This window comes from Flavobacterium gillisiae, from assembly GCF_900107635.1.
GTDB lineage: Bacteria > Bacteroidota > Bacteroidia > Flavobacteriales > Flavobacteriaceae > Flavobacterium > Flavobacterium gillisiae.
In genome coordinates, this window is the sequence record NZ_FNRD01000001.1 from 90,985 (window position 1) to 116,525 (window position 25,541).

General features: G+C 34.5%; 20 protein-coding genes and 1 tRNA gene. 11 read left to right on the forward strand and 10 right to left on the reverse strand.

Annotated features, from left to right (window positions below; translation table 11 throughout):
- Positions 1-28: 28 nt before the first annotated feature.
- The 4 genes from tsf to rplM form a co-directional block, all read right to left on the reverse strand.
- Complete coding sequence (gene tsf, locus BLV35_RS00450; protein ID WP_091083093.1) at positions 29-853, reverse strand: translation elongation factor Ts; 825 nt, start codon at positions 851-853, stop codon at positions 29-31.
- A 137-nt stretch (positions 854-990) separates the two neighbouring features.
- Positions 991-1,824, reverse strand: a complete 834-nt coding sequence (gene rpsB / locus BLV35_RS00455; RefSeq protein ID WP_091083096.1) for a 30S ribosomal protein S2 — start codon at positions 1,822-1,824, stop codon at positions 991-993.
- Between the two features lie 171 nt (positions 1,825-1,995).
- Entirely contained in the window at positions 1,996-2,382 is a 387-nt protein-coding gene (gene rpsI / locus BLV35_RS00460; RefSeq protein ID WP_091083100.1) for a 30S ribosomal protein S9, read from the reverse strand.
- Entirely contained in the window at positions 2,382-2,837 is a 456-nt protein-coding gene (gene rplM, locus BLV35_RS00465) for a 50S ribosomal protein L13 (protein ID WP_007137451.1), read from the reverse strand. Before rplM ends, rpsI begins: the two co-directional genes overlap by 1 nt.
- Before the next feature lie 337 nt (positions 2,838-3,174).
- Between rplM and BLV35_RS00470 the strand changes: the two genes are divergently transcribed.
- A complete protein-coding gene (locus BLV35_RS00470; RefSeq protein ID WP_091083103.1) occupies positions 3,175-4,200 on the forward strand; it encodes a LacI family DNA-binding transcriptional regulator in 1,026 nt (341 codons plus the stop codon).
- 112 nt (positions 4,201-4,312) lie between these two features.
- Here the strand turns inward: BLV35_RS00470 and polA are convergent, their stop codons facing one another.
- Positions 4,313-7,153: a DNA polymerase I gene (gene polA, locus BLV35_RS00475; protein WP_091083106.1), complete on the reverse strand. Its 2,841-nt coding sequence runs from the start codon at positions 7,151-7,153 to the stop codon at positions 4,313-4,315.
- Positions 7,154-7,507: 354 nt separating this feature from the next.
- On the opposite strand from polA, the gene BLV35_RS00480 reads away from it, so the two are divergent.
- The 3 genes from BLV35_RS00480 to BLV35_RS00490 all read left to right on the forward strand — a co-directional run bounded on the left by BLV35_RS00480 (position 7,508) and on the right by BLV35_RS00490 (position 10,815).
- Positions 7,508-8,974 (forward strand): hypothetical protein, encoded by a 1,467-nt coding sequence (locus BLV35_RS00480; protein WP_091083108.1) that lies wholly within the window; start codon positions 7,508-7,510, stop codon positions 8,972-8,974.
- A 233-nt stretch (positions 8,975-9,207) separates the two neighbouring features.
- Positions 9,208-10,443: a metallophosphoesterase gene (locus BLV35_RS00485; protein ID WP_091083111.1), complete on the forward strand. Its 1,236-nt coding sequence runs from the start codon at positions 9,208-9,210 to the stop codon at positions 10,441-10,443.
- Positions 10,444-10,518: 75 nt separating this feature from the next.
- Complete coding sequence (locus tag BLV35_RS00490; protein ID WP_091083114.1) at positions 10,519-10,815, forward strand: thioredoxin family protein; 297 nt, start codon at positions 10,519-10,521, stop codon at positions 10,813-10,815.
- A 22-nt stretch (positions 10,816-10,837) separates the two neighbouring features.
- Here the strand turns inward: BLV35_RS00490 and BLV35_RS00495 are convergent, their stop codons facing one another.
- Positions 10,838-11,485 (reverse strand): polysaccharide deacetylase family protein, encoded by a 648-nt coding sequence (locus BLV35_RS00495; RefSeq protein WP_091083117.1) that lies wholly within the window; start codon positions 11,483-11,485, stop codon positions 10,838-10,840.
- Between the two features lie 92 nt (positions 11,486-11,577).
- Positions 11,578-14,889, reverse strand: a complete 3,312-nt coding sequence (locus BLV35_RS00500) for a glycosyltransferase family 117 protein (protein WP_091083120.1) — start codon at positions 14,887-14,889, stop codon at positions 11,578-11,580.
- A gap of 237 nt (positions 14,890-15,126) precedes the next feature.
- Here BLV35_RS00500 and BLV35_RS00505 point away from each other — a divergent pair.
- A tRNA-Gln gene (locus BLV35_RS00505) sits at positions 15,127-15,197 on the forward strand.
- 119 nt (positions 15,198-15,316) lie between these two features.
- Here the strand turns inward: BLV35_RS00505 and BLV35_RS00510 are convergent.
- Positions 15,317-16,141 carry a universal stress protein gene (locus BLV35_RS00510; RefSeq protein ID WP_091083124.1) on the reverse strand — a complete coding sequence of 275 codons (825 nt, stop codon included), beginning with the start codon at positions 16,139-16,141 and terminating at the stop codon, positions 15,317-15,319.
- Positions 16,142-16,316: 175 nt separating this feature from the next.
- Between BLV35_RS00510 and rimP the strand changes: the two genes are divergently transcribed.
- From rimP to BLV35_RS00535, 5 genes are all read left to right on the forward strand, one after another.
- On the forward strand, positions 16,317-16,781 hold the full coding sequence (gene rimP / locus BLV35_RS00515) for a ribosome assembly cofactor RimP (protein ID WP_091083127.1): 465 nt from the start codon (positions 16,317-16,319) through the stop codon (positions 16,779-16,781).
- A 13-nt stretch (positions 16,782-16,794) separates the two neighbouring features.
- The gene (nusA, locus tag BLV35_RS00520) at positions 16,795-18,048 is read left to right on the forward strand and encodes a transcription termination factor NusA (protein WP_091083131.1); all 1,254 of its coding nucleotides are present in this window, start codon (positions 16,795-16,797) and stop codon (positions 18,046-18,048) included.
- Positions 18,049-18,160: 112 nt separating this feature from the next.
- On the forward strand, positions 18,161-21,049 hold the full coding sequence (infB, locus tag BLV35_RS00525) for a translation initiation factor IF-2 (RefSeq protein WP_091083136.1): 2,889 nt from the start codon (positions 18,161-18,163) through the stop codon (positions 21,047-21,049).
- A gap of 281 nt (positions 21,050-21,330) precedes the next feature.
- Positions 21,331-21,564, forward strand: coding sequence for a hypothetical protein (locus BLV35_RS00530; RefSeq protein WP_091083139.1), 234 nt, complete (start codon positions 21,331-21,333; stop codon positions 21,562-21,564).
- A gap of 489 nt (positions 21,565-22,053) precedes the next feature.
- Entirely contained in the window at positions 22,054-22,875 is an 822-nt protein-coding gene (locus tag BLV35_RS00535) for an ankyrin repeat domain-containing protein (protein WP_091083142.1), read from the forward strand.
- A 319-nt stretch (positions 22,876-23,194) separates the two neighbouring features.
- Here BLV35_RS00535 and BLV35_RS19685 read toward each other — a convergent pair whose 3' ends face one another.
- Positions 23,195-23,425 carry a hypothetical protein gene (locus BLV35_RS19685; RefSeq protein ID WP_317040144.1) on the reverse strand — a complete coding sequence of 77 codons (231 nt, stop codon included), beginning with the start codon at positions 23,423-23,425 and terminating at the stop codon, positions 23,195-23,197.
- Positions 23,426-23,604: 179 nt separating this feature from the next.
- On the reverse strand, positions 23,605-23,994 hold the full coding sequence (locus BLV35_RS00545) for a sporulation protein (protein ID WP_091083146.1): 390 nt from the start codon (positions 23,992-23,994) through the stop codon (positions 23,605-23,607).
- A 217-nt stretch (positions 23,995-24,211) separates the two neighbouring features.
- On the opposite strand from BLV35_RS00545, the gene BLV35_RS00550 reads away from it, so the two are divergent.
- Positions 24,212-25,531 (forward strand): cytochrome c3 family protein, encoded by a 1,320-nt coding sequence (locus BLV35_RS00550; protein ID WP_091083149.1) that lies wholly within the window; start codon positions 24,212-24,214, stop codon positions 25,529-25,531.
- Positions 25,532-25,541 lie beyond the last annotated feature (10 nt).

Consider the following 25,541-nt stretch of genomic DNA (forward strand, 5'->3'; position numbering starts at 1 on the left):
TGGGATTTAATATATAGTTTAGAATAAATTATCCTAAAGCAGCTCTTTTGAAACCTGTAACGATAAGATCTTTATCTAAAGATTTTACGTAGTTAGCAACGCTCAATTTGTTGTCTTTAATGTAATCTTGGTTTACTAAAGTATTATCTTTAAAGAAACGAGCCAATTTACCTTTAGCGATATTGTCTAACATTGCTTCTGGTTTACCTTCTTGACGCAAAAGATCTTTTGCGATTTCAATTTCTTTTTCAATGATTGCAGCATCTACACCTTCTTCGTTTAACGCGATAGGAGACATAGCAGCAGCTTGCATAGCAACGTTTCTTGAAACTTCTTCAGCACCAGCAGGAGCAGCAGATAAAGCTACCAAAGTAGCGATCTTGTTTCCAGAGTGAATGTAAGATCCTACGAATGCACCTTCTAATTTCTCGAAAGTTCTAATTTCTAATTTTTCACCGATAACTCCAGTTTGCTCGATAAGTTTCTCAGCAATAGAAATTCCGTTGAAATCTGAAGCTAAAAATGCTTCTTTAGTATCAAAGTTCAATGCTTGATTAGCCATTTCAGTAGCCATTTTCACAAAACTTTCATTCATACCTACGAAGTCAGTTTCACAGTTTAATGTGATAACAACACCAGCAGTTTTGTCAGCATTTACAACAGCAATTGCAGCACCTTCAGTAGATTCTCTGTCTGAACGGTTTGCAGCTACTTTTTGTCCTTTTTTACGTAGGTTTTCGATTGCTAATTCAAAATCACCATCAGCTTCTACTAATGCTTTTTTACAATCCATCATTCCAGCACCTGTAGCTGTTCTTAATTTATTTACGTCTGCAGCAGTTATTGTTGCCATGTTGTATTTTTTTATAAGGTTAAAAGTAAAATTCCAATTCCTAAATCCCAAATTCCAATTTTATCAAATTATCAACTTATTGTTTCTAATTTTTTTTCGGGAATTTGGAATTTAAAAGTTGGAATTTAAATATTGTTTTATTCTTCAGTTGCTGGAGCCGCTGTTTCGGCAGCCGGAGCTGCAGTCTCAGTTGCTGCTGGAGCTGCTGTTTCAGTTGCTACTGTAGCTACTTTTTCAGCTGCTGGAGCCGCTTTTTCAGTTGCATCTGCGTCTTTATCAGAACCTCTATCAGAAAGTCCTTCAACAATTGCAGCTGTTACTAAAGTTAAAATTTTATCGATTGATTTAGAAGCATCATCATTTGATGGAATTACGAACTCTACTTCACGAGGATCAGAGTTAGTATCAACCATTGCAAAAACTGGAATGTTTAATTTTTGAGCTTCTTTTATTGCGATGTGTTCAGCTTTGATGTCTACTACAAATAATGCAGCTGGTAATCTTGACATATCAGAAATTGAACCTAAATTTTTCTCTAATTTAGCACGAAGACGATCAACTTGTAAACGCTCTTTTTTAGAAAGGGTCATGAATGTACCATCTTTCTTCATTTTATCAATAGTAGCCATTTTTTTAACAGCTTTACGGATAGTTACGAAGTTAGTTAGCATTCCACCAGGCCATCTTTCAGTGATGTAAGGCATGTTTGCAGCTTTTGCTTTTTCAGCAACGATGTCTTTTGCTTGTTTTTTGGTAGCAACAAATAATATTTTTCTACCTGATGCAGCGATTTTTTTCAAAGCTTCATTAGCTTCTTCAATTTTTGCTGCAGTTTTATATAGATTGATAATGTGAATACCATTACGCTCCATATAAATGTAAGGAGCCATGTTTGGATCCCATTTTCTAGTCATGTGACCGAAGTGGACACCTGCTTCTAGTAATTCTTTTACTTCTACTTTGTTTGACATTTTTTGTACTAGTTTACGTTCTGTTGATTAGCAATGTATGAATGGCGATTTCTCGGCTAAATACATTTAGATGCTAAACTAATTCCTACCTCGGTAGGCAACAACAACATTGTTTTAAATTCAATAATAAACTCAATAAGTCTTGAATAAATGTATTCAAGACAGGCAATATTAACGTTTCGAGAATTGAAATTTCTTACGAGCTTTCTTCTGACCGAATTTCTTACGTTCAACCATTCTTGGATCTCTTGTCAATAAACCTTCTGGTTTCAAGATAAGTCTGTTTTCAGCATTTACTTCACACATAACACGTGCTAATGCCATTCTTACAGCTTCTGCTTGTCCAGTTGAACCACCTCCATAAACATTTACTTTTACATCAAAGTTAGTTGCATTTTCTGTCATAGACATTGGTTGCATTACTTTGTACTGTAAAGTAGCAGTAGGGAAATAAGTTGCGAATTCTTTTTTGTTTACAGTGATTACTCCTGTTCCTTCCGAAACATAAACACGTGCAACAGCGGTTTTTCTTCTACCGATTTTGTGAATAACTCCCATTACTTAAGATCGTTAAGGTTAACTGTTCTCGGTTTTTGTGCACCTTGTTTGTGCTCTGAACCAACAACAACATTTAAATTTCTAAAAAGTTCAGCACCAATTTTGTTTTTTGGTAACATTCCTTTTACAGCTTTTTCTACTAGTAATGCAGGGTTTTTAGATTGCAATACTTTAGCAGTTAAAGTTCTTTGACCTCCTGGGTAACCTGTGTGACGCATGTAAATTTTCTCGTCCATTTTGTTACCTGTAAGGTTGATTTTTTCTGAGTTGATAACAATTACGTTATCTCCACAGTCAACGTGCGGTGTGTAACTTGGTTTGTACTTACCTCTTAAAATCATAGCGACTTTTGAAGCAAGACGACCTAAGTTATGCCCATCTGCATCTACAACAATCCACTCCTTTGTAACGGTGGCTTTGCTTGCTGATTGAGTCTTGTAGCTTAATGCGTCCATAATATATTTTTAATTAAACATTCCATCCCCATTAAAGGGGATGCAAAAGTACAATTTATTATTTTAAATACAAATACCTTAAAAGAATAATTTTTTGTCGTTTTAACCCTGATTATCAATTGTATATTTGATGTGCTATACATTAGTTATCTTTTACTATTATAGATTGTGTCGACTTTCTATTTTTATATTACTTTTGTTATCAAAATAAAAGTTTTATATTGCGTGTTAGCAATAAAGGTTTAGTAGCTAAAAGGTGTCTATATAGAAACTTATATTTAGCAGATTATTATGGATTTCTCTTAAATTGCTTATAAAGTCAACACCTACTTAAATTATGAAAGTCAAAGCAACCCTTAAACAAATAGCCAAGGAACTTAACGTTTCTGTGTCTACAGTTTCTAAAGCACTCAACGATAGTCCTGAAATTAGTGATTTAACAAAAATTAAAATTAAGGAATATGCAAAGCTAAAAAACTATAAACCCAATGTGATTGGTTTAAACCTTAAAAATCGAAAAACTAAGACAATAGGCGTTATTATACCGAATATTCTTAATTCTTTTTTTGCCAAAGTATTTAGTGGTATAGAAAAAGTAGCAGATGAAAAAGGATATAACGTTATCATGTGTATTTCTAATGAATCTATGGATAAGGAAGCGCATACCTTAGAAATGTTGAGTAATGGTACGATAGATGGTTTTATTTTATCAGTGTCTGAAGAAGCGCAAAAACTTCAGGATTATTCTCATTTTAAGGAAATAATTTATGACGGTACACCTATAGTTATGTTTGATCGAATTGCAGATGGTATTGAGTGTGACAAAGTGGTTGTTGACGATTTTGATTCTGCATTAAATTCTACTCAGCGATTAATTGATTTGGGATGTAAAAATATTGCCTTGTTATCTTCTGTGGATAATTTGAGTGTTGGGAAATTAAGGGCTGATGGGTATTTGAAAGCTTTAACGGATAATAATATTGCAATAAATGAAAATATAATTCTTCGCACAGATTCAGAAGAAGACTTAAAAAGTAGAATCGAAGCTATATTCGACAATAATACTATAGATGGTGTCTTTGCTTTGGACGAAAATGATTCTGTTGCGGCTTTGAAAATTGGATTAAAAAAAGGGTATAAAATCCCTGAGGAACTTTCGATAATTGGTTTTGCTGATGGAATATTAGCTTCACGCCGATTGACACCAAGTTTAACCACAATTAGTCAGCATGGTGTCGAAATAGGTGAAGTAGCTGCTAAGTTACTTATTGACCGGTTAGAATCTAAAGAGGAAAACATTCCTTATGAAACAGTTGTCATTAAAACAAAACTGAAAGAAAGAGAGTCTAGTAGAAAAGTATAATTATAATTAAGAATATATAAAACTAAAAAATCCATCGGCTAGGCAGATGGATTTTTTTTTTTAACATTGTCAAAGTACTGAACATTGACAATGTTTAGAAAACAAGAAATTTCTAATGTGCTTCCAGCCAATCTTTACCCATTCCTAATTCTACAGTTAAAGGGACGTCAAGTTTAAAGGCATTTTCCATTTCGTGCTTAATCATCGGTTGGATTTTTTCTAATTCACTGTTGTGTACATCGAACACAAGCTCATCATGAACCTGTAGCAACATTTTACTTTTCCAGTTTTCTGAAGTTAGTTTTTTATGAATGTTGATCATCGCAATTTTAATAATGTCTGCAGCGCTTCCTTGTATCGGAGCATTTACTGCATTTCGTTCTGCGCCACCACGTACCATTGCGTTTTGGGAGTTAATATCTTTTAAATAGCGACGACGTCCAAGGATTGTTTGTACATAACCGTTCTCGCGTGCAAATTCAATTTGCTCTTGGATGTATGACTTCAATCTTGGATAGGTTTTGTAATAGGCTTCGATTAAGGCGGCACTCTCGCTTCTTGACAATGAAGTTTGATTGCTCAGTCCAAAAGCCGAAACTCCATATATAATTCCGAAGTTGACCGTTTTAGCATGACTTCTTTGTTCACGGGTCACTTCTTCTAGAGGAACATCAAATACTTTTGAAGCTGTTGACTTATGAATGTCTTCGTTATTTAAAAACGCTTTTATCATATTTTCCTCTCCACTCAAGGCTGCAATGATGCGCAATTCAATTTGGGAATAATCGGCAGAGATTAAAGTGTAATTTTCGTCTCTGGCTACAAATGCTTTTCTAATTTGTCTTCCTCTTTCTGTACGAATCGGGATATTTTGAAGATTTGGATTATTCGAACTCAAACGGCCCGTTGCGGCTACCGTTTGCATATAATCCGTATGAATGCGACCAGTGATTTGATCCACTTGGTTTGGTAAGGCATCAACATAAGTGTTTTGCAGTTTGATCAGTTGGCGCCAATTCAAGATGTCTTTTACAATTGGGTTGTCATTGGCTAAATAGCTCAACACTTCTTCGCCTGTGGCATATTGCCCCGTTTTAGTTTTCTTTTGTTTGGCTCCGCCAATTTTTAGTTTGTCAAATAAAACTTCGCCCAGTTGTTTTGGCGAAGCCAAATTGAAAGAATGGCCGGCAGTTTCATAAATATTCTTTTCTAATGATTTGATATCATTGTCTAATTCTTTCGAAAGAGATTTCAGAAAATCCACGTCTACACGGATGCCTTCTTTTTCCATGTCAGCCAATACTTTTACTAACGGAATCTCAATTTCGTCAAAAAGTTTTTTGGTTTCCGTTTTGTCTAACTCAGCGGTAAATATTTCTTTTAATTGAAATGTTATATCAGCATCTTCAGCAGCGTATTCTTTGATTTCTTCTAATGCGACATCACGCATCGACTTTTGATTTTTTCCTTTTTTGCCAATTAAATCTTCAATGGATTTTGGCGAATATTTCAAATAAGTCTCAGCCAAGATATCCATATTGTGACGCATATCCGGATTAATCAGATAATGGGCAATCATGGTGTCGAATAATTTCCCTTCTACATTAATATCATAGTTGGAAAGTATTTTTAAATCGTATTTTAAATTTTGTCCAATTTTCTCAATTGTTTCATTTTCGAAAAAAGGAATGAATTTATCGATTAAGGTTTTTGCTGCCTCTTGATTTTCTGGAAAAGGAACATAAAAACCTTTTCCTTTTTCATAGGAGAATGAGATTCCTACTAACTCAGCATGCAAGGCATCTAGTCCGGTAGTTTCTGTGTCAAAACAAACGGAAGTTTGTTTTAATAAATTTTGCAACAATAATTTAAGACCTAAATCTCCTTGGATAATCTGGTAAGAATGCTCAGTGTCTTCTAAGGTATTATAATATTTATGGTGGGTTTCTTCAGTCGATTCATCAGAAATTGCGCTTCCAAAAAGATCAAACTGGTCTTCGTTTTTTGGTTGTGCTTTTTTGGGTGAGTTGGAATCATCCGTAGGCTTGCTTGCGGTTGCGGTTCCTCCTTTTTTAAATATGGCGTCAAACTGTTCTGCCATTCTTCTAAATTCTAACTCATTAAAAAGAGCATCTGTTTTTTCAACATCCGGAGTCGATAATTCATAATCCTTTTCGTCAAAAACAACTGGGCAATCGAGTAGGATAGTTGCTAAAGTTTTTGATAAGATACCTTTCTCTTTGTTGGCTTCGATGTTCTCTTTCATTTTACCTTTTAGCTTGTCTGTATTTGCTAAAAGATTTTCCATGGATCCGTATTCTTTTAGGAATTTCTTAGCGGTAACTTCGCCTACACCAGGTAATCCCGGAATATTGTCAGCTGCATCGCCCATCATTCCTAGAAAGTCAATTACTTGTTCTGGTCTCTCAATTTGGAATTTTTCCAATACTTCTGGAACACCCCATATTTCTATCCCATTACCCATTCGGGCTGGTTTGTACATGAATATATTTTCAGATACCAGTTGTGCAAAATCCTTATCAGGAGTAACCATAAAGACTTTATAGTTTTCCTTTTCGGCTTGTTTTGCAATTGTTCCTATTAAATCATCAGCTTCATAGCCTTTGACTTCTATAATAGGAATATGCATGGCTTTCAACAAAGATTGAATGTATGGAACGGCAATCTTAATAGCTTCTGGAGTGGCGTCACGATTTGCTTTGTATTCTGGGAATATCTCATTTCTTAATTGGCTTCCACCATTATCAAAAGCTACCGCTAAGTGATCTGGTTTTTCTCTTTTGATAACATCCATTAGGGAATTCATAAAGCCCATAATGGCCGAAGTGTCCATTCCTTTAGAATTGATTCTAGGGTTTTTTATAAAGGCATAATATCCTCGGAAAATTAATGCATAAGCATCGAGTAGAAAGAGACGTTTTTGTTCTGACATAATTGTGATTTTGTAAAGATTTCAAAAGTACAAAACTTAAAAGATAAAGATGGAACGGATTTTAATATTTCTAAAAATCGGCACTCAGATTTCACTCTTTATGGTTTTTACATGTAAAAAAAGCGAATTCTAGGGTGTTTTTTAGGTATAGTCTATAGTAATAACTTAGGTTTAAATATCAGTTAGTTAAGACTATGTAATACTTAGGCTATAAAAATAACTTATTTGACATTTTAAGTTAAATAATCATGTAGTTTGTCGATAAAAATTACGGTTGGTCGATGATTTTCATATTTTAGCGGAGTGGTTCTATGCCACGCTTTGTTCTTATATATAAATTATAATTCGCATGTTATGAAAAAAAACTACTCTGCTAAAAAGGTATTACAGGTCTCTATGTTCTTTTTCATGATAATAACCACAAACATGTTTGCTCAGGTTGGAATTGGAACAACTACTCCTCATGGGAGTTCGGTTTTAGATGTGTCGTCAACAACACAAGGAATGTTGGCACCTAGGATGACAACTGCGCAGAAAATTGCAATTGTTTCTCCTGCTAATGGATTAATGGTTTATGATACGGAGTTAAAAGGTTTATCTTACTATGATTTACCAGCAGCGACATGGGTTGGTATTTCACAAGGGCGATCAAAGTTTAAGCGAATTAAGTCTACAGATGTGTTGGCAACAGTTTTAGCTGCTGAACTAGCAGCAGGTAGTGGAACAAAATATTTAATGGATTCACAAACTCTATATGAGATTAATGGGCAAGTGGTGTTTAATTTGCCAATCGAAATAAATAATTCATATATAGTCGGGTTAGATTCTGGTGACGATAAAATTGTTAAATTCGGTGGAGATTTATTCGTTGGTAGTACAGGGGGCTCCATTAGAGTGGTGACTTTGGTTAACGTTGGAGGACGAGTTTTTAATATTACTGCCGCAAATACAGAAAATTTAATTTTTAGAGATCTGATTATAGCAAATTCGGCCAATGTTGGTAATTTAAATGGTTTTGGATTTGTTTTTTCAAGTATTGTTCAATATTCAGGGAATACAAATGGTATCGTTTATAACAATATCACTAAGGTATTGTTGACAAATCAAGGGTGGTTTGGTAATAATAGCGGGACTTATGAAACCTTTACAGGTAGTTTTGAGTTAATTGGTAAACAGGGAGGCTTTTCTGAAGTTAGTGGCGCAAGTATTGGTATTGATGTTTCTTCTGACCCTGTTGTTAGTGTTGATGCTAGTATGGATGGTGTGCTTTTTACAGGTGTGCCTACAACTGGTTTTTTGGTTAAAAGATATACTACAGGAAGTTATACTGGATATAATTTTAATAATAAATGGAGTGTGAATTGTACTGGATTACCTTTAGAAGCAGATAGATTTGCTTTAGGGGATTATTATTACAATTACGCAGTTGGCTCAGGTGTTTCTACTTCACTGTCAGGAAGTGCAGCAAAACTTGCTGGTGTTTCAGCTTCAGATAATTTATACAGATTTTCAAGAGGAGGGGTAGATAATAGATTAACCTATCTCGGTAGTAAAAAAAGGTATTTTAGAGCAACGGGAACAGTTTCGTTCCAGGCCGATGCAAATGGAACAACTTATATATTTTATATTGCAAAAAACGGTGTTGTTATAGGTAAATCTAAAATATATATTAAAGCTAATTCTAGTTCAGATCTTTTAGCAATTCCTTTAGTGGTATTAACGGAACTTTCTCCTACTGATTATCTTGAAGTTTATGCGGAGAAATTTGGAGGTGGGTCAGGAAGTGTAATTGTTGCGGCCTTAAACATGAATGTTTTTTAAACATGAATTTTTCAGAGAACGGATCCATTTTAGTAATAAACAAGGAAAAGTTTAAGTGACGTAAAAATATAAGTGATTAAGTTTTGTCTTATATATTTAGAGATTGTCCAATAAAACTGGCAATCTCTTTTTTAATTGTACCAAAACGGTATTGTGATTGTTTTGTTAAAATTTGATTATTAGAGGCTATTGTATTTTCTTAATTTGTTATTTTGTCAATAAATATAATTATAATGATTTTTCGTATCGTTTTTTTAAGTGTTGTCCTTATTATCATAGAGCTTTATGCATTTCAAGCATTAAGAACATTAATAAAGCTGAAATGGGTTTTAGTTTCTTATCAGATCATTAGTGTATTAGTTTTGATATTTATTGTTTATTCTTTTATGCAATTTGACCGTTCTGTAGGACAAACTAAGCAAACGATGTTTACAATGGGTTTAGTACTTTTAGTTTATGTTCCTAAACTGATATTGACTCTGGTGTTACTTGGAGAAGATTTGTTTAGATTAGGCGCAGGTTCGATTAATTATTTTATAGAAAATGATGATAATACAGCCTTTTTTTCCTCGAGAAGAAAATTTGTAAGTCAGGTGGGGCTGGGGTTAGCTGCAATTCCATTTATGTCTTTGATCTATGGAATTACGATTGGGAGATACAACTATAAAGTAATAAAACAACGCATTTTTTTTCCGGATTTACCAGATGCCTTTGATGGTTTTACAATTACTCAAATATCAGATGTTCATAGCGGTAGTTTTGATAACCCGGAGAAGATTAATTATGCAATTGATTTAGTAAACGAACAAAATTCAGATATGATTCTGTTTACAGGTGATATTGTGAATACGGATGCCAAGGAGATGCATCCTTGGATTGAAACGTTCAATAGAATTAAAAAACACGAGTATGGGAAGTATTCTGTGCTGGGGAATCATGATTACGGAGAATATGTCACTTGGCCAACAGAGGCAGCTAAAGAAGAGAACTTTCAGGCTATAAAGAATCTTTATGGAGAAATTGATTTCAAGCTATTGTTGAATGAGCATACATACATAGAAAAAGGAGAAGATAAAATTGCATTAATAGGCGTAGAGAATTGGGGTCAAAATTTCAAGAAGGCAGGTGATATTAATAAGGCTTCGCTAGGGGTGAATCAAGAGGATTTTAAAATCTTGATGAGTCATGACCCAAGTCATTGGGATTATGAAATCAAAAACCATGATAAGAATTTTCACCTAACATTGTCAGGGCACACGCACGGCATGCAATTTGGGATTGAAATTCCGGGTTACTTTAAGTGGAGCCTGGCTCAATATGTTTATGCGCAATGGGCTGGTTTATACGAAAACCTAGGAAGATATGTTTATGTCAATAGAGGATTTGGGTATCACGCTTATCCTGGTAGAGTTGGAATTATGCCTGAAATCACAGTCATTGAACTAAAAAAAGGTAAGAATGTCGCATAATTAGTTAAAAAGGCTACATTTGTAGATTAATGTCTGTTTTTTTAAGTAGATTTAAAAATTAAATTCGTTGGTTTTATGTCAAAATTTGGAGAACTTATAAGTGCACGAGTGCCTGTGTTGATAGATTTTTACACAGATTGGAATGAGTCGTCAGTTTCTATGCATCCCGTAATTAGAGATGTGGCAGCAGCGCTTGGAGATAAAGCAAAAGTCATTAAGATTGATGTGGATAAAAACCAGGAATTAGCAGATGCTTTAAGAATTAAAGGACTTCCTACTTTAATGATTTATAAGGAAGGACAAATGATTTGGAGACAATCAGGCGAGCTGGATGCCAATACTCTTATCAGTATTGTGCAAGAGCAATTGTAGTGCTTTTAATTTTAACTCTGTTTTAAATGGCTTCACATTGGAAGTTGTTTTCATCTAAATATTTCAAGACTTTTGGTAGTGTGTATTCTAAGTTTTTGAATGCTTTGACACTGTCATGAAATACAATTATACTTCCCGGTTTTATATTTGAAACCACATTTTTCAAACACCTTTCTTTTGTGATTGTTTGATCAAAATCAGCACTCAGAACATCCCACATAATAATTTTGTACCCTTGGCTCTTCAATTTTTTTGCTTGTATGGATTTAATTTTTCCATAAGGAGGTCGGAAGAGTTTAGATTGTGGATTATTGATTTCAATTGAATGGTTTTTAATCGAATCAGCGCAAAGAGAAATGTTTGTGCTGTAGTCTTCTGCTGTGGTTTTCCATCCGTTTAAATGATTAAAGGTGTGGTTTCCTATCGAATGCCTTCTCTGTAGTAATTTTTCGAAAATAGAAGGGTTTGCTTCAATATTCTTTCCAATGCAAAAAAAAGTAGCTTTGGCGTTGTGTAGTTCCAGCTGTTCTAGAACCCATTCTGTAATTTCTGGAGTAGGGCCATCATCGAATGTCAAGTAAACTTTTTTTTCAGTATTTGGTAAGTCCCATATATACTGTGAGAATAGCTTCTTGATAAGCGAATTTGTTTTAATCCAATAAAAGCTCATTGTGGTATTTGTTTATTTCAAAATTAAAAAAAAATGCAGCAAAATTTAGAAGTTTTGCTGCATTTTTTTTAAAAGATATTTATAGTGCTACTTTATTCTTTTTCTCGTCCGAAACGTTCAAACATTTCGATATAAGTATTGAATACAGTTCTGTTTTTATTATAGAAATTTAAATCTCCATTTTCTTTCATCACTTGTAATAAGCTTCTGTAACGTTCAAGATCCGTGATGATATCAACAGCTAAGCTTGATTGTTCTGAAGACTTTAATTTACTGTAGTAATTAAGATTGTCTTTGTATTTGGCAGTTAATTTGTTCAATAAATCTTGTGCTTTGGTTTTTTCACCCACTTGGTAGTATCCTTTTGTAAAAGGTTCTACTAAAGGGTAATAGCCAAATTTATCCAAAGGCATTTTTGTCATCGCCAAATCGATAATTTTTTTTGCCTTATCGAATTTTTTCTCCGCGATCAACTGGTCCATTAATCGAGCAAGATTTGTTCTGTAAGTTATGCTTTCTCTTCTCGTTTCTGGATCATGGTATATTTTGTCGCTGTCACTATTACCCCAATCCCATTTCATTACATTAGTGTACATTTTTTCAGAATCAATTTGCCCCATGTCTAATGGGCTTCCATCTTTAGGGATAGCAGTTTTTACAGGTACTAATTTATAAACCATTCCGTCAAGTTGAAGGTAATCTTTCATCCAAAGATAGTCTTCATCGTCAAAAGCACCAGGGCTGAAGAAAATAGGTCTTTTCCAATTGTTATTTGCTACGATGTCAAGCATCATTAATCGGTTTTTATACAAGGCGTTTCCTTTGATGTCGATATCTATGTACGGAACAATAGAGTCATAGTATTTAGGCGAAACGACCTTGTTTTTTAGGATAGCATCTTTGTTAACTGGAATTCTAATTTTATTGGTTGGATAAAAATGAATCGTCTGTCCATTTTGCATACCAACTGTAGACTTTGGATTTTTAATAAAAGTCATTAAGTCTTTTATCTCCCATCTGCTTTCTGTTTTTGGAATGTGTACCACATAATCCAATTTGTCTCCTACGTACTGATCGTGGGTAAAAGAGATAGGCAATGGATCAGCTTCGTAAGTTTTCGTTTTCATTTGGTCGATATACCAATCCGTCATGAAAAGACTAGTGTTTACAATCTTAACATCAGTCCTTATGTGTTCTATTTCCTGTGCGTACCAAAGCGGGAAAGTGTCGTTGTCGCCTATTGTAAATAGAATGGCATTAGGCTCGCATGAGTTAAGATATGCTTTTGCCATTGCAGTTGCAGTGTACTTACCAGAACGGTCGTGATCATCCCAGTTTTGCGACGCCATAAGTACTGGAGCGGCTAATATGCTCGCCGCAATAATTATTGGTCCTGCTATTTTTGGGGCTAAATATTTTTGAGCACTTTCATAAAGGGCATAAACTCCAAATCCAATCCAAATCGCGAAAACATAAAAAGAGCCCACTAAGGCATAATCACGCTCTCTTGGTTCAAAAGGTCTTTCGTTTAGGTATATTTTTAAGGCAATACCAGTGAATAAGAATAAAGTCAACAAGACATAGAAGCTTTTTCGATCTTTATTGGCATGATACATAAGTCCTATAAGTCCTAGAAGGAATGGAAGGAAATAATAGGTGTTACGTCCTTTGTTTTGAAGTACATCCTCTGGTAAATTATCTTGTGAACCCAAGTGTAGTTCGTCCATGAATTTTATTCCACTAATCCAGTTTCCATCCTGACTGTCGTATCTTCCTTGGTTGTCGTTTTGACGTCCAACAAAGTTCCACATCAAGTATCTCACGTACATGTAGCCAAATTGGTATTCGAACATGAAGCTTAAATTATCTACCGTTGATGGTTTTTCAATGATTAAGTAGTCGCCATAGCTTTTTAAGAATTTTACATAACCATCATTGTCAATCTGTTTTTGTGCGTAAGCAGTTCTGAATTCTGAAACTGTTTTTTGAATTTCATTTTTTAACTGTCCAATAGCTCTGTTGTAGTCTTCCTCGGTTAATTTGCTAGCGTCAATTCCGTATTTAGCTAGGTCATCTTCATAAGGATAATCAGGGTTTAGTTCAAATTCTGGAGCATTTGTGAAGTTCATATAATTGGCTATATGATCGGTACTCCACATGCGTGGTAAAATAGTTTTGTGATTGTCGTCGCTGTTTTGCACAGCATTTTTAAAATTATTTACAATCTCATATTTCCCAGTTTTATAGTTTCTCTCATAGTTAGGGGCTTTGTCAAGATAAGGGTTGTTCTTGTCTAAACCAGCAAAAACTTCAGTGTACTGAGGGCCATAAAACAAAGGGTTAGAGCCGTATTGTTCTCTATTGTAATAAGCGAGTACCTCACGTGCATCAGAAGGTTTATTCTCATTGATAATTACATTGGCATTCGCGCGAACAGGTAACATTGTCCAAGTTGAAAACCCAATTAGAACGAATAGAATACATAGAATTAAAGTATTGTAAGTTACAAGACCTTTGTTGTTTGTATATTTTAAACCAAAATAAAACGCGGCCGAAAGGAGTATTGTAACCAGAATGGTTCCAGAGTCAAAAGGCATTCCTAGTGAATTCACTGTAAAAACCTCTGTTCCTGCAAAAAACGACATTGTTAAAGGTAGCAGTAATTTGAAAATAAACAATAAAATTGAAATTACTACAACATTAGCAATGATGAAATTTTTGACTGTTACTGTTTTGTAATGCTTAAAAAAGTATAGTAGTCCTATGGAAGGAATCGTTAAAAGAGCCATAAAGTGAACTCCAAATGATAACCCGATAACTAGTGAAATGATTAACAGCCATCGGTTTCCTCTTGGTGAATCCATGTCTTGCTCCCAGCGTAAACCCAGCCAAAAAAGCAAGGAAATAAACAAAGATGCCATGGCATAAACTTCAGCTTCTACAGCGTTGAACCAAAAACTATCAGAAAAAGTATAAGCTAAAGCCCCAACAAAGGAGCTTCCTAGAATTACAATAGCATTATTTGTGTTTAATTGTGTTGTGTCGTCTTCTTTTAGATTTGGTTCTGTTATTCTCGAAATTAATTTTTTCAAGATCATAGATGAAGACCAAAACAGGAATAATATAGTGAAGGCACTAGAAACAACAGAAGTCATATTGACCATTAAGGCGATATGTTCGTTGTCTGAGGCAAACATGGCGAAGAATGCACCAATCATTTGAAATAAAGGTGCTCCGGGGGGGTGACCAACTTCAAGCTTTGCAGCTGTGGCAATATATTCTCCACAATCCCAAAAACTCATTGTGGGTTCAACAGTAAGGGTATAAGTTATTAATGCTATTACAAATGTAAACCAACCTATAATCGTATTCCATTTATTGAAATTGAATGGCGCCTTATTCATGTATTGAAATTTAGTTATATTTTAAGTTACAAAGAAAATGTTTTTTTATTTAAGGTAGGAAAGATTAGCGAAAATTTCTGTCAAACTATTTATTTAGGTAACATATTGGTTTTTAGTAATTTTCAAGATGGCGAAGATGTTGATTGATTTTTTTTGCATTTTTTTTTAATAAAAAGTCCAAAAAAGTTTGCGCAAACTGAATTTTATTATAAATTTGCACTCGCTTAGCAGCAATGATGGTCTATGGTGTAATGGTAACACAACTGTTTTTGGTGCAGTCGTTCAAGGTTCGAGTCCTTGTAGACCAACAAAAGCCTCTCAATTTTGAGAGGCTTTTTTTTTGGAGTAAATTTAAAATGGTTGAAATCTATTTAAGTTCTGTTTTAAATTCGTTATTTTAAGATTGTATGATTAGGCAATAGCGATTTTATATCTTAAAGGTTATTATTGGTTTTACTGCATGATTTACTAAGTCTTCACTTATGCTTCCTGTAAAAAAATGAGCCAAGCCTGTTCTCCCGTGAGTACATAGTCCTATTAAATCGGCATTTATCGAATTTGAAAAGTTAACGATTCCTTTTTCGATATTTACGTCATTGTAAATGTGGGCGGAATAATTAGTGATTTTGAAATCAGCGATGAAATCATTCATTATTTGTTCTGAAAGAGCAGTTGGTTTGAAACTATTAGGGGTGCAAATCATCACTAAGTTCAGTTTTGCGTCAAATATTTTGCTAAACGCAATCATTTTTTTGAATGGTTTTTTTATTTCTTTCGAAAAATCAGATGCGAAAACGAAGTTTGCTCCTTTCAATTCGGTTGTGCCTTTTTTAATTACCAAGACTGGAACTTCTGATAGTCGAACTACTTTTTCGGTGTTGGATCCGATGAGTATTTCTTCGATTCCGGAAACGCCATGTGATCCCATGATTATTAAATCTGTTTTGTTTTCCTTGCTAAAGGATAGAATCCCATCAAATGCTCTCTCAAATTTCACTTGTTCAGTTACTTGTATTCCTTTTAGGTAGTCTTTTTGTTTTAATTTTTGAAGTGTTTCATTTGCTTTTTCGATAAATAGTATCACTTCAGGGATACTAGTGGCTCCAGTTATTGCATCGTTCATTTGGGTTGGAATTTCCAGCATATGGAGTAGAAGTATTTCAGAATTGCTCTTTTTTGCAATTTGCGCGGCGACTTTTAATGCGTTCTCGGCATGAGCTGAAAAATCGGTTGGAACTAAAATTCGTTTCATAATTAGAGAGATTAAATTATGGGAAAAATCGGTATTTTAATGCTTCTATAAAGATAAGAAATATTTTTACGGCACGCAATCAATTCGATTTATAAAAAAAACACTATATTTGCACCGTTATTTATTAAAATCTAGATAATGAGGGGACTAAATGTCCCCTCTTTTTATAAAAAATATGACATTTAAAGAAAAAGTAAATTTATTGTTGACTGAAGCTCTTGTAGAAAAGCCATCGCTTTTCTTGATAGACCTTACTATCACTGACGCTTTTAAAGTTATTATAACTTTAGACGATGACAATGGTGTGGTGTTGCAGGATTGTATTGACATCAGTCGCGCAATAGATGCAAGTTTAGACAGAGAAGAGCAGGATTATTCTATGGAGGTAGCCTCAGCAGGGGTTTCTTCGCCATTGAAGAAGATTAGACAATACAAGAAAAATATAGGTAGAACGTTGATTGTGAAAACTAATACAGAAAATATCGAAGCAGAATTAGTGGAAGCTAATGATGATTTTGTAATTTTGTCGTGGAAAGCAAGAGAACCTAAAAAGATAGGTAAAGGTAAAGAGACTGTTGAAAAGACGCTACAAATCCCTTACGCAGATATAAAAGAAGCAATTGTTACAGTAACATTTTAATTAAAGAATTCGCATGGAAAATTTAGCATTAATCGATTCATTCTCAGAGTTTAAAGATGATAAACTTATTGATCGTGTAACGCTTATGGCAATTTTGGAAGATGTATTTAGAAATGCATTGAAGAAAAAGTATGGTTCAGACGATAATTTCGATATCATTATAAATCCTGATAAAGGAGATATGGAAATTTGGAGACGAAGAGTTATTGTTGCGGACGAAGATTTAGATTTTGAAAACGAAGAAATTACTTTAACAGAGGCAAGAAGAATTGAAGCTGACTTTGAAATTGGTGAAGAAGTTTCTGAAGAGGTGAAATTGATAGACTTAGGAAGAAGAGCTATTTTGGCTTTACGCCAAAACCTTATTTCTAAAATACATGAACACGACAATACAAATCTTTACAAGCAATTTAAAGATTTAATTGGAGAGATTTATACTGCCGAAGTACATCATGTAAGACCTAGAGTTGTTATTTTAGTGGATGATGAAGGGAATGAAATTGTTTTGCCAAAAGAGAAACAAATTCCATCTGATTTTTTCCGCAAAGGAGATAATGTTCGTGGAATTATTGAAAGCGTTGAATTAAAAGGGAACAAACCTCAAATTATTATGTCTAGAACTTCTGAGAAGTTTTTAGAAAAATTGTTTGAACAAGAAATTCCTGAAGTTTTTGACGGTTTGATTATGGTTAAAAATGTAGTAAGAATTCCAGGTGAGAAAGCAAAAGTAGCTGTAGAAACTTACGACGATAGAATTGACCCTGTAGGTGCCTGTGTAGGTATGAAAGGATCACGTATTCATGGAATTGTTCGTGAATTAGGAAATGAAAATATAGATGTTATTAATTTTACAAGTAACATTCAATTATATATTACAAGAGCGCTAAGTCCTGCAAAAGTATCTTCTATTAAGATAAATGAAGAAACTAAAAGAGCAGAGGTTTTCTTGAAATTAGAAGAAGTTTCAAAAGCGATTGGTAGAGGTGGACACAACATTAGATTAGCGGGTCTTTTGACTGGTTATGAGTTAGATGTTATACGTGAAGGCGATGTTGCTGGTGCAACTGCTGATGAAGATGATGTTGAATTAACAGAATTTTCAGATGAAATCGAAAGCTGGGTTATTGAAGAATTTGCAAAAATTGGGTTGGATACAGCAAAAAGTATCTTAAAGCAAGAAGTAGAGGATTTAGTAAGAAGAACAGACCTAGAAGAGGAAACGATTCTAGATGTAATGAGAATATTGAAAGAAGAATTTGACAGTTAGTCAATAGATCTTCAACGATAAACATGCCGCTTTACAATTGATTCTTACTCGGTAGATATCGAGTTGGGAGTAAAGCGAGGAATAACAAAAAAGGTAATAATAAAAAGGTTTTATGTCTGAAGAGAGAATTATTAGAATAAACAAAGTTTTAAGGGAATTGAATATTTCTTTGGAAAGAGCTGTGGATTATCTAAAAGATAAAGGGATTGCTATTGAAGCAAATCCAAACACAAAAATTTCTGATGATGTATACAATGTCTTGTGCGGTCAATTTGCGGGTGACAGAGGTAAAAAAGAGGCTTCAAAAGAAGTAGGAGAAGAGAAAAGGAAAGAGAAAGAGGCTTTACGTGTTGAGAGAGAGAAAGAAATCGAAGATAAGCGTAAGCATGATGAAGAGATTCTTAAACAACAACAAGAAGTTATAAAAGCGAGAGCTGTTATAGCGGGACCTGTTCAAGTAGGGAAAATTGATCTTAATCCTAAAAAAGCTGCTGCCGCTGTTCCAGCGCCAGTTACGCCAACTCCTCCGGCGCCTCCTGTTGTTGCTGAAAAAATTGAAGCACCTAAAGCTAAAACTTCGACAGAAAAACCAGTTGAAAAAGAAGTGGTTCAGGAGAAAGTAGTTGTAGACAAAAAAGAGGTGAAACCTGTTGTCGAAACTAAAGAACCGGTTAAGGAACCAGTAAAAGAAGAGAAAAAAGTTGTTGTTTCGGAAGAAAAAGTGGCTCCAAAAACGGACGAAGCTCCAGTTGAGGAAGCTATTACAACTCAATATCAGAAATTATCGGGGACAAAATTAACAGGACAAACAATTGATTTGTCTCAGTTTAATAAACCGAAAAAGAAAAAAGAAGAGCCTAAAATCACTCCAAATAAGCCAGGCGCAGCCGGTGCTGCTGGAGCGGCTAATAAAAATAAACGTAAAAGAATTGCTCCTAAACCGGGCACGCCGAGACCTCCTGGAGTTCCTGGTGCACCAAATCCTAATAAGATTACACCAAATGTTGGTGGTGGTGGTTTTAATGCGAATAGAAGTTCAAGACCTGGATTTGTAAGAGGAAACAGACCGGCTATTGTAGCAAAAGTTGAGCCTACAGAAGAGGAAGTAAAAAACCAAATTCGTGAAACTTTAGAGAAACTTCAAGGTAAAAAAGGAGGGAAATCTAAAGCGGCTAAATACAGAAGAGACAAAAGAGATACGCACCGTCAAAAATCTGATGAAGAGCAAAGAGCAATTGACGAAGGAAGTAAAACCATTAAGGTTACTGAGTTCGTAACTGTTGGTGAAATTGCGATCATGATGGATGTGCCAATTACTAAAGTTATTGGTACTTGTATGTCGCTTGGAATCATGGTTACCATGAATCAGCGTCTTGATGCAGAAACATTGACAATTGTTGCTGATGAATTTGGTTATGAAGTTGAATTCATAACTGTTGATATTGAAGAAGCTATAGCAGTTGTTGAAGATAAAGAAGAAGATTTAGTTTTCAGAGCGCCTATCGTTACTGTAATGGGTCACGTCGATCACGGTAAAACATCGTTACTGGATTATATTCGTAAGGAAAATGTTATCGCTGGTGAATCTGGAGGTATTACACAGCATATTGGTGCATACGGAGTAACTTTAGATAATGGTCAAAAAATTGCTTTCTTAGATACACCGGGTCACGAGGCGTTTACCGCTATGCGTGCACGTGGTGCTCAAGTGACAGATATTGCTATTATTGTAATTGCTGCAGATGATGATATCATGCCACAAACAAAAGAGGCGATAAGCCATGCTCAAGCAGCAGGTGTGCCAATTATATTTGCAATCAATAAGGTCGATAAGCCAAATGCAAATCCTGAAAAAATTAAGGAGAAATTAGCAGGTATGAATTTACTTGTAGAAGACTGGGGTGGTAAATTCCAATCTCATGATATCTCTGCAAAAGTAGGAACAGGTGTAAAAGAATTATTGGAAAAAGTTTTACTAGAAGCTGAAGTTTTAGATTTGAAATCGAATCCAAATAAAGCGGCTCAAGGAACTGTTGTTGAAGCCTTTTTAGATAAAGGAAAAGGATATGTATCTACTATATTAGTACAACATGGTACTCTTAAGGTTGGGGATTATATGTTAGCTGGTAAGCATCATGGTAAAATTAAAGCCATGCATGATGAAAGAGGTAATATTGTTACTGTAGCAGGTCCTTCTACTCCAGTATCTGTATTAGGTCTAGATGGTGCGGCAACAGCTGGTGACAAGTTCAATATTTTTGAAGACGAAAAAGAAGCAAAACAAATTGCATCAAAACGTTCTCAATTGATGCGTGAACAATCAGTTCGTACACAACGTCATATTACATTGGATGAAATTGGACGTAGAATTGCATTAGGTCAATTTAAAGAATTGAACGTAATCCTTAAAGGAGATGTTGATGGTTCTGTTGAAGCATTGTCTGATTCGTTCTCTAAATTATCTACTGAAGAAATTCAAATTAACATTATACATAAAGGTGTTGGAGCGATTACTGAAACTGACGTTATGTTGGCTTCTGCTTCAGATGCAATCATTATCGGATTTAACGTTCGTCCTGCAGGTAATGCGAGACAACTTGCTGATAAAGAAGAAATCGATATCCGTTACTACTCTATTATCTATGCAGCAATCGATGACTTGAAAGATGCAATGGAAGGAATGCTTGCTCCTGAGATGAAGGAAGAAGTTCTGGGTACTGCTGAAATTAGAGAGATATTTAAAATCTCTAAAGTTGGATCTATTGCAGGTTGTATGGTTATGGATGGTAAAATAGCTAGAAATGCTAAGATCAGAATTATTCGTGAAGGTGTTGTGGTTCATGCAGGTGAGCTTAGTGCTTTGAAACGTTTCAAGGACGATGTTAAAGAAGTAGCTAAAGGATATGATTGTGGTATCCAAATTAAAGGATACAATGACATTGAAGAAAGAGATGTTATTGAAGCATACCATGAGGTAGCAATCAAAAAGAAATTGAAATAAAATTTAATTTTCTACATATTAAAAAAATCCCGATTCGTCGGGATTTTTTTTTGTTATATATTTACAAGTATAGTAATAAAAAATTGTAGGAGGAGCTGGGACTTAACTTCTAAAACTATGGGGTGAGAAATAACGATGCTGCTTTAAGACGTTGGATGAATGTTGACCCGTTATCGGAACTTCACGACGTTTTTTACCGTATTCTTACGCTCTTAATAAGGCAGTATATTTTGTTGACCCTCTAGGGATATGATCTAGGATTATTAACTTATGGTGGTTATATGTCAACTAGTAGTGTAATTTTGGATTTAGCTACTAACGCAAATAATGGGAATTTGAGAGTCGAGAAATTTGCTGCTAAGGCGGTAATGAAAATTATTCATGAGGGAGGAGGTGCTTCTTTCAATTCTTTAGGAGTTCCTATAGTTAAAAAGCTTCTGAATATACAAACAAAGGCAGTAGATAAGTCTTTAGATTTAATGAGACAAACAAAAATAGGACAATCTAGAAAATAACTGATTATGAGTGATTATATTTTTTTAATCGTATTGATAATACTATTAATATTATATCTCTTTTTTTTTAAAGTAAAATTGATGAAGTGGGAAGAAAGAGACTCTGTTGAAAAATCTTATTCAAATAGGCTAACAGCGATTTTAGTTGCTGGAATTCTTTTGTGGATATATAAAATTATGAAATCTTAATTATATATTTATTGAAATTAAGAACAAAAAATACCAGATCGCGCGGATATGCCGACAACGATAACGTAGATTTGAAATTCCATGCTGGTGCAAGCGTCCCGCTTGTACTCACAAACATTCGCATCACCGGCTATTCGAAGAGTTCTAATTAATTAACAAAAGACGTTCTTAAAAGTCGGGATGCGTGCGAATGTCTCCTTACTTCGCGCCCACAGCAGGTCGTTACCTATAAACCTATCTTTATTATTAATACTGCCTAAAGAACCTTGAGCTATCTATGCAATCTGTAAGTAACTAACTATGAAAATTAATCAAAAAAAAGCCTTGTTTTATATTTGTGTCCTTTTTAGTATAACAAGTTGTGGTCAAGATAACCGTTATGTAAATTATTACAAAGGAACAGAAGCGTACGAACTAGCAAAAGCAATTGATAACGCTGACTTGAGAAAGATAGAAGTTTTGGTAAAAGGAACCCCAAATCTTTTAAATTCTTTTTCTACTTCACCAGAAGGTGCTACAATTCTAGATTTATGTATTGATGTAGAAAAGATAGAATCATTAAAAAAAATTCTTGAACTTGGAGCAAATGCAAATGCAAAACAAAAGTATGGTAAAAGAAGTGCCTTGATGAATGCGTGTAAAGTTTTTTACGGAGATGGAAAACAGCCTTGGAAAACCGACACCCGTTATGCCGGATTATTAATTAAATATGGCGCCGATGTCAATTATACGATAGATAATGATTTTGAAGATAAAAATCAAATTCATCACCTTGCTGGATCACCAATTATTGAAGCTTCAAGTTTGGATTTAGAGATAATAAAATTATTGATAAAAAATGGGGCCGATTATAATAAAAGAGTTAATGGTGAGTTGCCCTTTGGACATGTTTTATATAGCGGAAAATTTGAAAACATGTATTATTTTATTGATAGTCTTGAAATTAGAGTGCACGAACCACTATATATATCTAAAAATGGAAAACAAAAATATATACAAGATTTTATCCGGCAATATTTTAAATATGAAATCGATTCTGAAGGCTATATCAAAACACAAATACTCATCAAAAAACTAGAGAAAATTGGTGTGGATTTTAAAAATTATAAATATCAAGAGTAGGAATAGTAGTAATTGTTTTTCTAACTAGCTCCCTGAAGTATTCCATAAAAAACAATTGGTGCTCGTTTGTCTTCGTATCTGGTGTTTGACTGCGTCGAGTACCTATTTGAATTGAAAAGGCAAATAGTAGCGTTTGCAACGCGGTAAGTTAACATCAATCGTGCGGATATGGCGACAACGATAGCGCTGATTTGCAATCTGTGCCCTCGTACAGACGTAATACAAACGAAATAAAAGACTAAAACCACTCAAATCGAGTGGTTTTAGTCTTTTACAGAACTGTTGTAACTGTTTTAAGAAGTCAGTTTTCTTGTTTTTTTTATTTCTGTGGCTTTATTAAATAGGCGTCTTCGTACTTTCGACGAATATCAATTAAATTGCGTTTCGCTTCTATTTTAGTTCTGAAATTACCAACCCAAACTTTATAGTTTGGAGTGTTGAATACTATAGTGCCGTCAAGACCCAACTGGTGCTCGTTTGTCTTCGTATCTGGTGGTTGACTGCGTCGAGTACCTATTTGAATTGAAAAGGCAAATAGTAGCGTTTGCAAGGCGGTAAGTTAACATCAATCGCGCTGATATGTCGACAACGATAGTACTGATTCGTAATTTGTTCCCTCGTACAGACGTAATACAAACGAAATAAACGACTAAAACCACTCAAATCGAGTGGTTTTAGTCGTTTATAGAACTGTTGTAACTGTTTTAAGAAGTCAGTTTTCTTGTTTTTTTATTTCTGTGGCTTTATTAAATAGGCGTTTTCGTACTTTCGACGAATATCAATTAAATTGCGTTCCGCTTCTATTTTAGTTCTGAAATTACCAACCCAAACTTTATAGTTTGGAGTGTTGAATACTATAGTGCCGTCAAGATCTGTAAAATCTTGTTTGCAGTCGTTTAGTATCTTTTTTGCTTTTTCGCCGTCTCCGCTAAAAACTTGAATTTTATAACGCTCATTTACAGTTATTGAGGCGTTAGTTTTTCGTTTTTCGTTTAGAAGTTGCTCAAATTTCGGATCTTGAGTAATAGTTAAGTTGCGGTCTTGTGCTTTTAAATTACTGGATAGTATACTCAGTATAAGGGAGTAATAAAAGATATTTTTTATTGTTAATATTCTCATAACGTAGTGGTTTTTAGGCAAAAATAGTATTTAATGAATGAATGTAAAGCATAATTATTATTTAGAATAGTTATAAATTGAAATTAAGATTATTTTAAGGTTTTGAGAATAGTTCATAAGTCGTATTTTTGTCGAAGTTTATAATAAAGGAACAGTTTTTATATAAGTGTTTATAGAGAAAACTGTGCCAATTTTTAGTAGATAATCATTATACTTTATGAAAAAGGTGGGTAACCATAATTCGAACTCAAGGAAACTATTTTTAAGCTTAGCTTTAATGCTAACGTTTTCCTTAACTTCATTTGCGCAAGATGCTACTCCAGCAGCCGCAACTGAAGCTCCAGTAGCTGCTCAAGGTGGTGACCCGGTAAAGGGTAAAGAACTTTTTAATTCAAATTGTGCTGCTTGTCATAAGCTTGACGCTAAATCAACTGGTCCTGCTCTTAGGGGTATTGCTCAGAAGCATGATATGGCATGGATTTACAAGTGGGTGCATAATAGCGCTGACTTGATAAAATCAGGTGATGCTGCAGCTGTAAAAGTTTTTGAAGAGAACAATAAGGTTCCAATGACAGCTTTTCCTGCGCTCTCTGAAGGAGATATTGACAGTATTATTGCTTATACTTCTGAAGTGAAAGCAGAAGCTCCTGCACCAGTTCCTGGTACTGCGGTAGCTGGAAGTTCTGATCAAGGCGGGATATCTAATAGTGTAATTTTAGGTGCTCTTGCTCTTGTTATGGCTATGTTAGTTGTTATGTTGTTCTTGGTGAATAATGTTTTAAGGAAAGTAGCTAAAGCAAATGGTATAGAGGTAGCTTCTAAAACTCCTACTACTCCAATTTGGAAAGCATTTGCTAAAAATCAATTCCTAGTGTTGGTGACTTCGATATTTTTATTGTTGGCTAGTGCCTATTTTGTTTATGGGTTCTTAATGCAAGTGGGTGTTGATCAAAACTACGAGCCAATTCAGCCAATTCATTATTCTCATAAAATTCACGCTGGTGATAATGAGATTAATTGTAAATATTGTCACTCTGCAGCTAGAGTTAGTAAAAATGCGGGGATTCCTTCTTTGAATGTTTGTATGAACTGTCATAAAAACATTGCTGAAGTTGCTGAAAGTACTGCTACTCCAGAATACAGCAAGGCATTCTACGACGAGCAAATCCAAAAATTATATACTGCAGTTGGTTGGGATAAATCTACTCAGTCTTATACTGGAAAATCGCAACCTGTAAAATGGGTTCGTATTCATAATTTACCTGATTTTGTTTATTTCAATCACTCTCAGCACGTAACTGTTGCTGGAATTGAATGTCAGACATGTCACGGTCCTGTTGAAACATATGAGATTCAAAAGCAATTTGCTCCATTAACAATGGGCTGGTGTATTAACTGTCATAGAAAAACCGATGTTAAAATGGAAGGGAATGAATATTATACAAAAATTCATGAAGAACTTTCTAAAAAATACGGTGTTGACAAATTGACTGCAGCGCAAATGGGTGGATTAGAATGTGGTAAATGTCACTATTAATCAAATTATT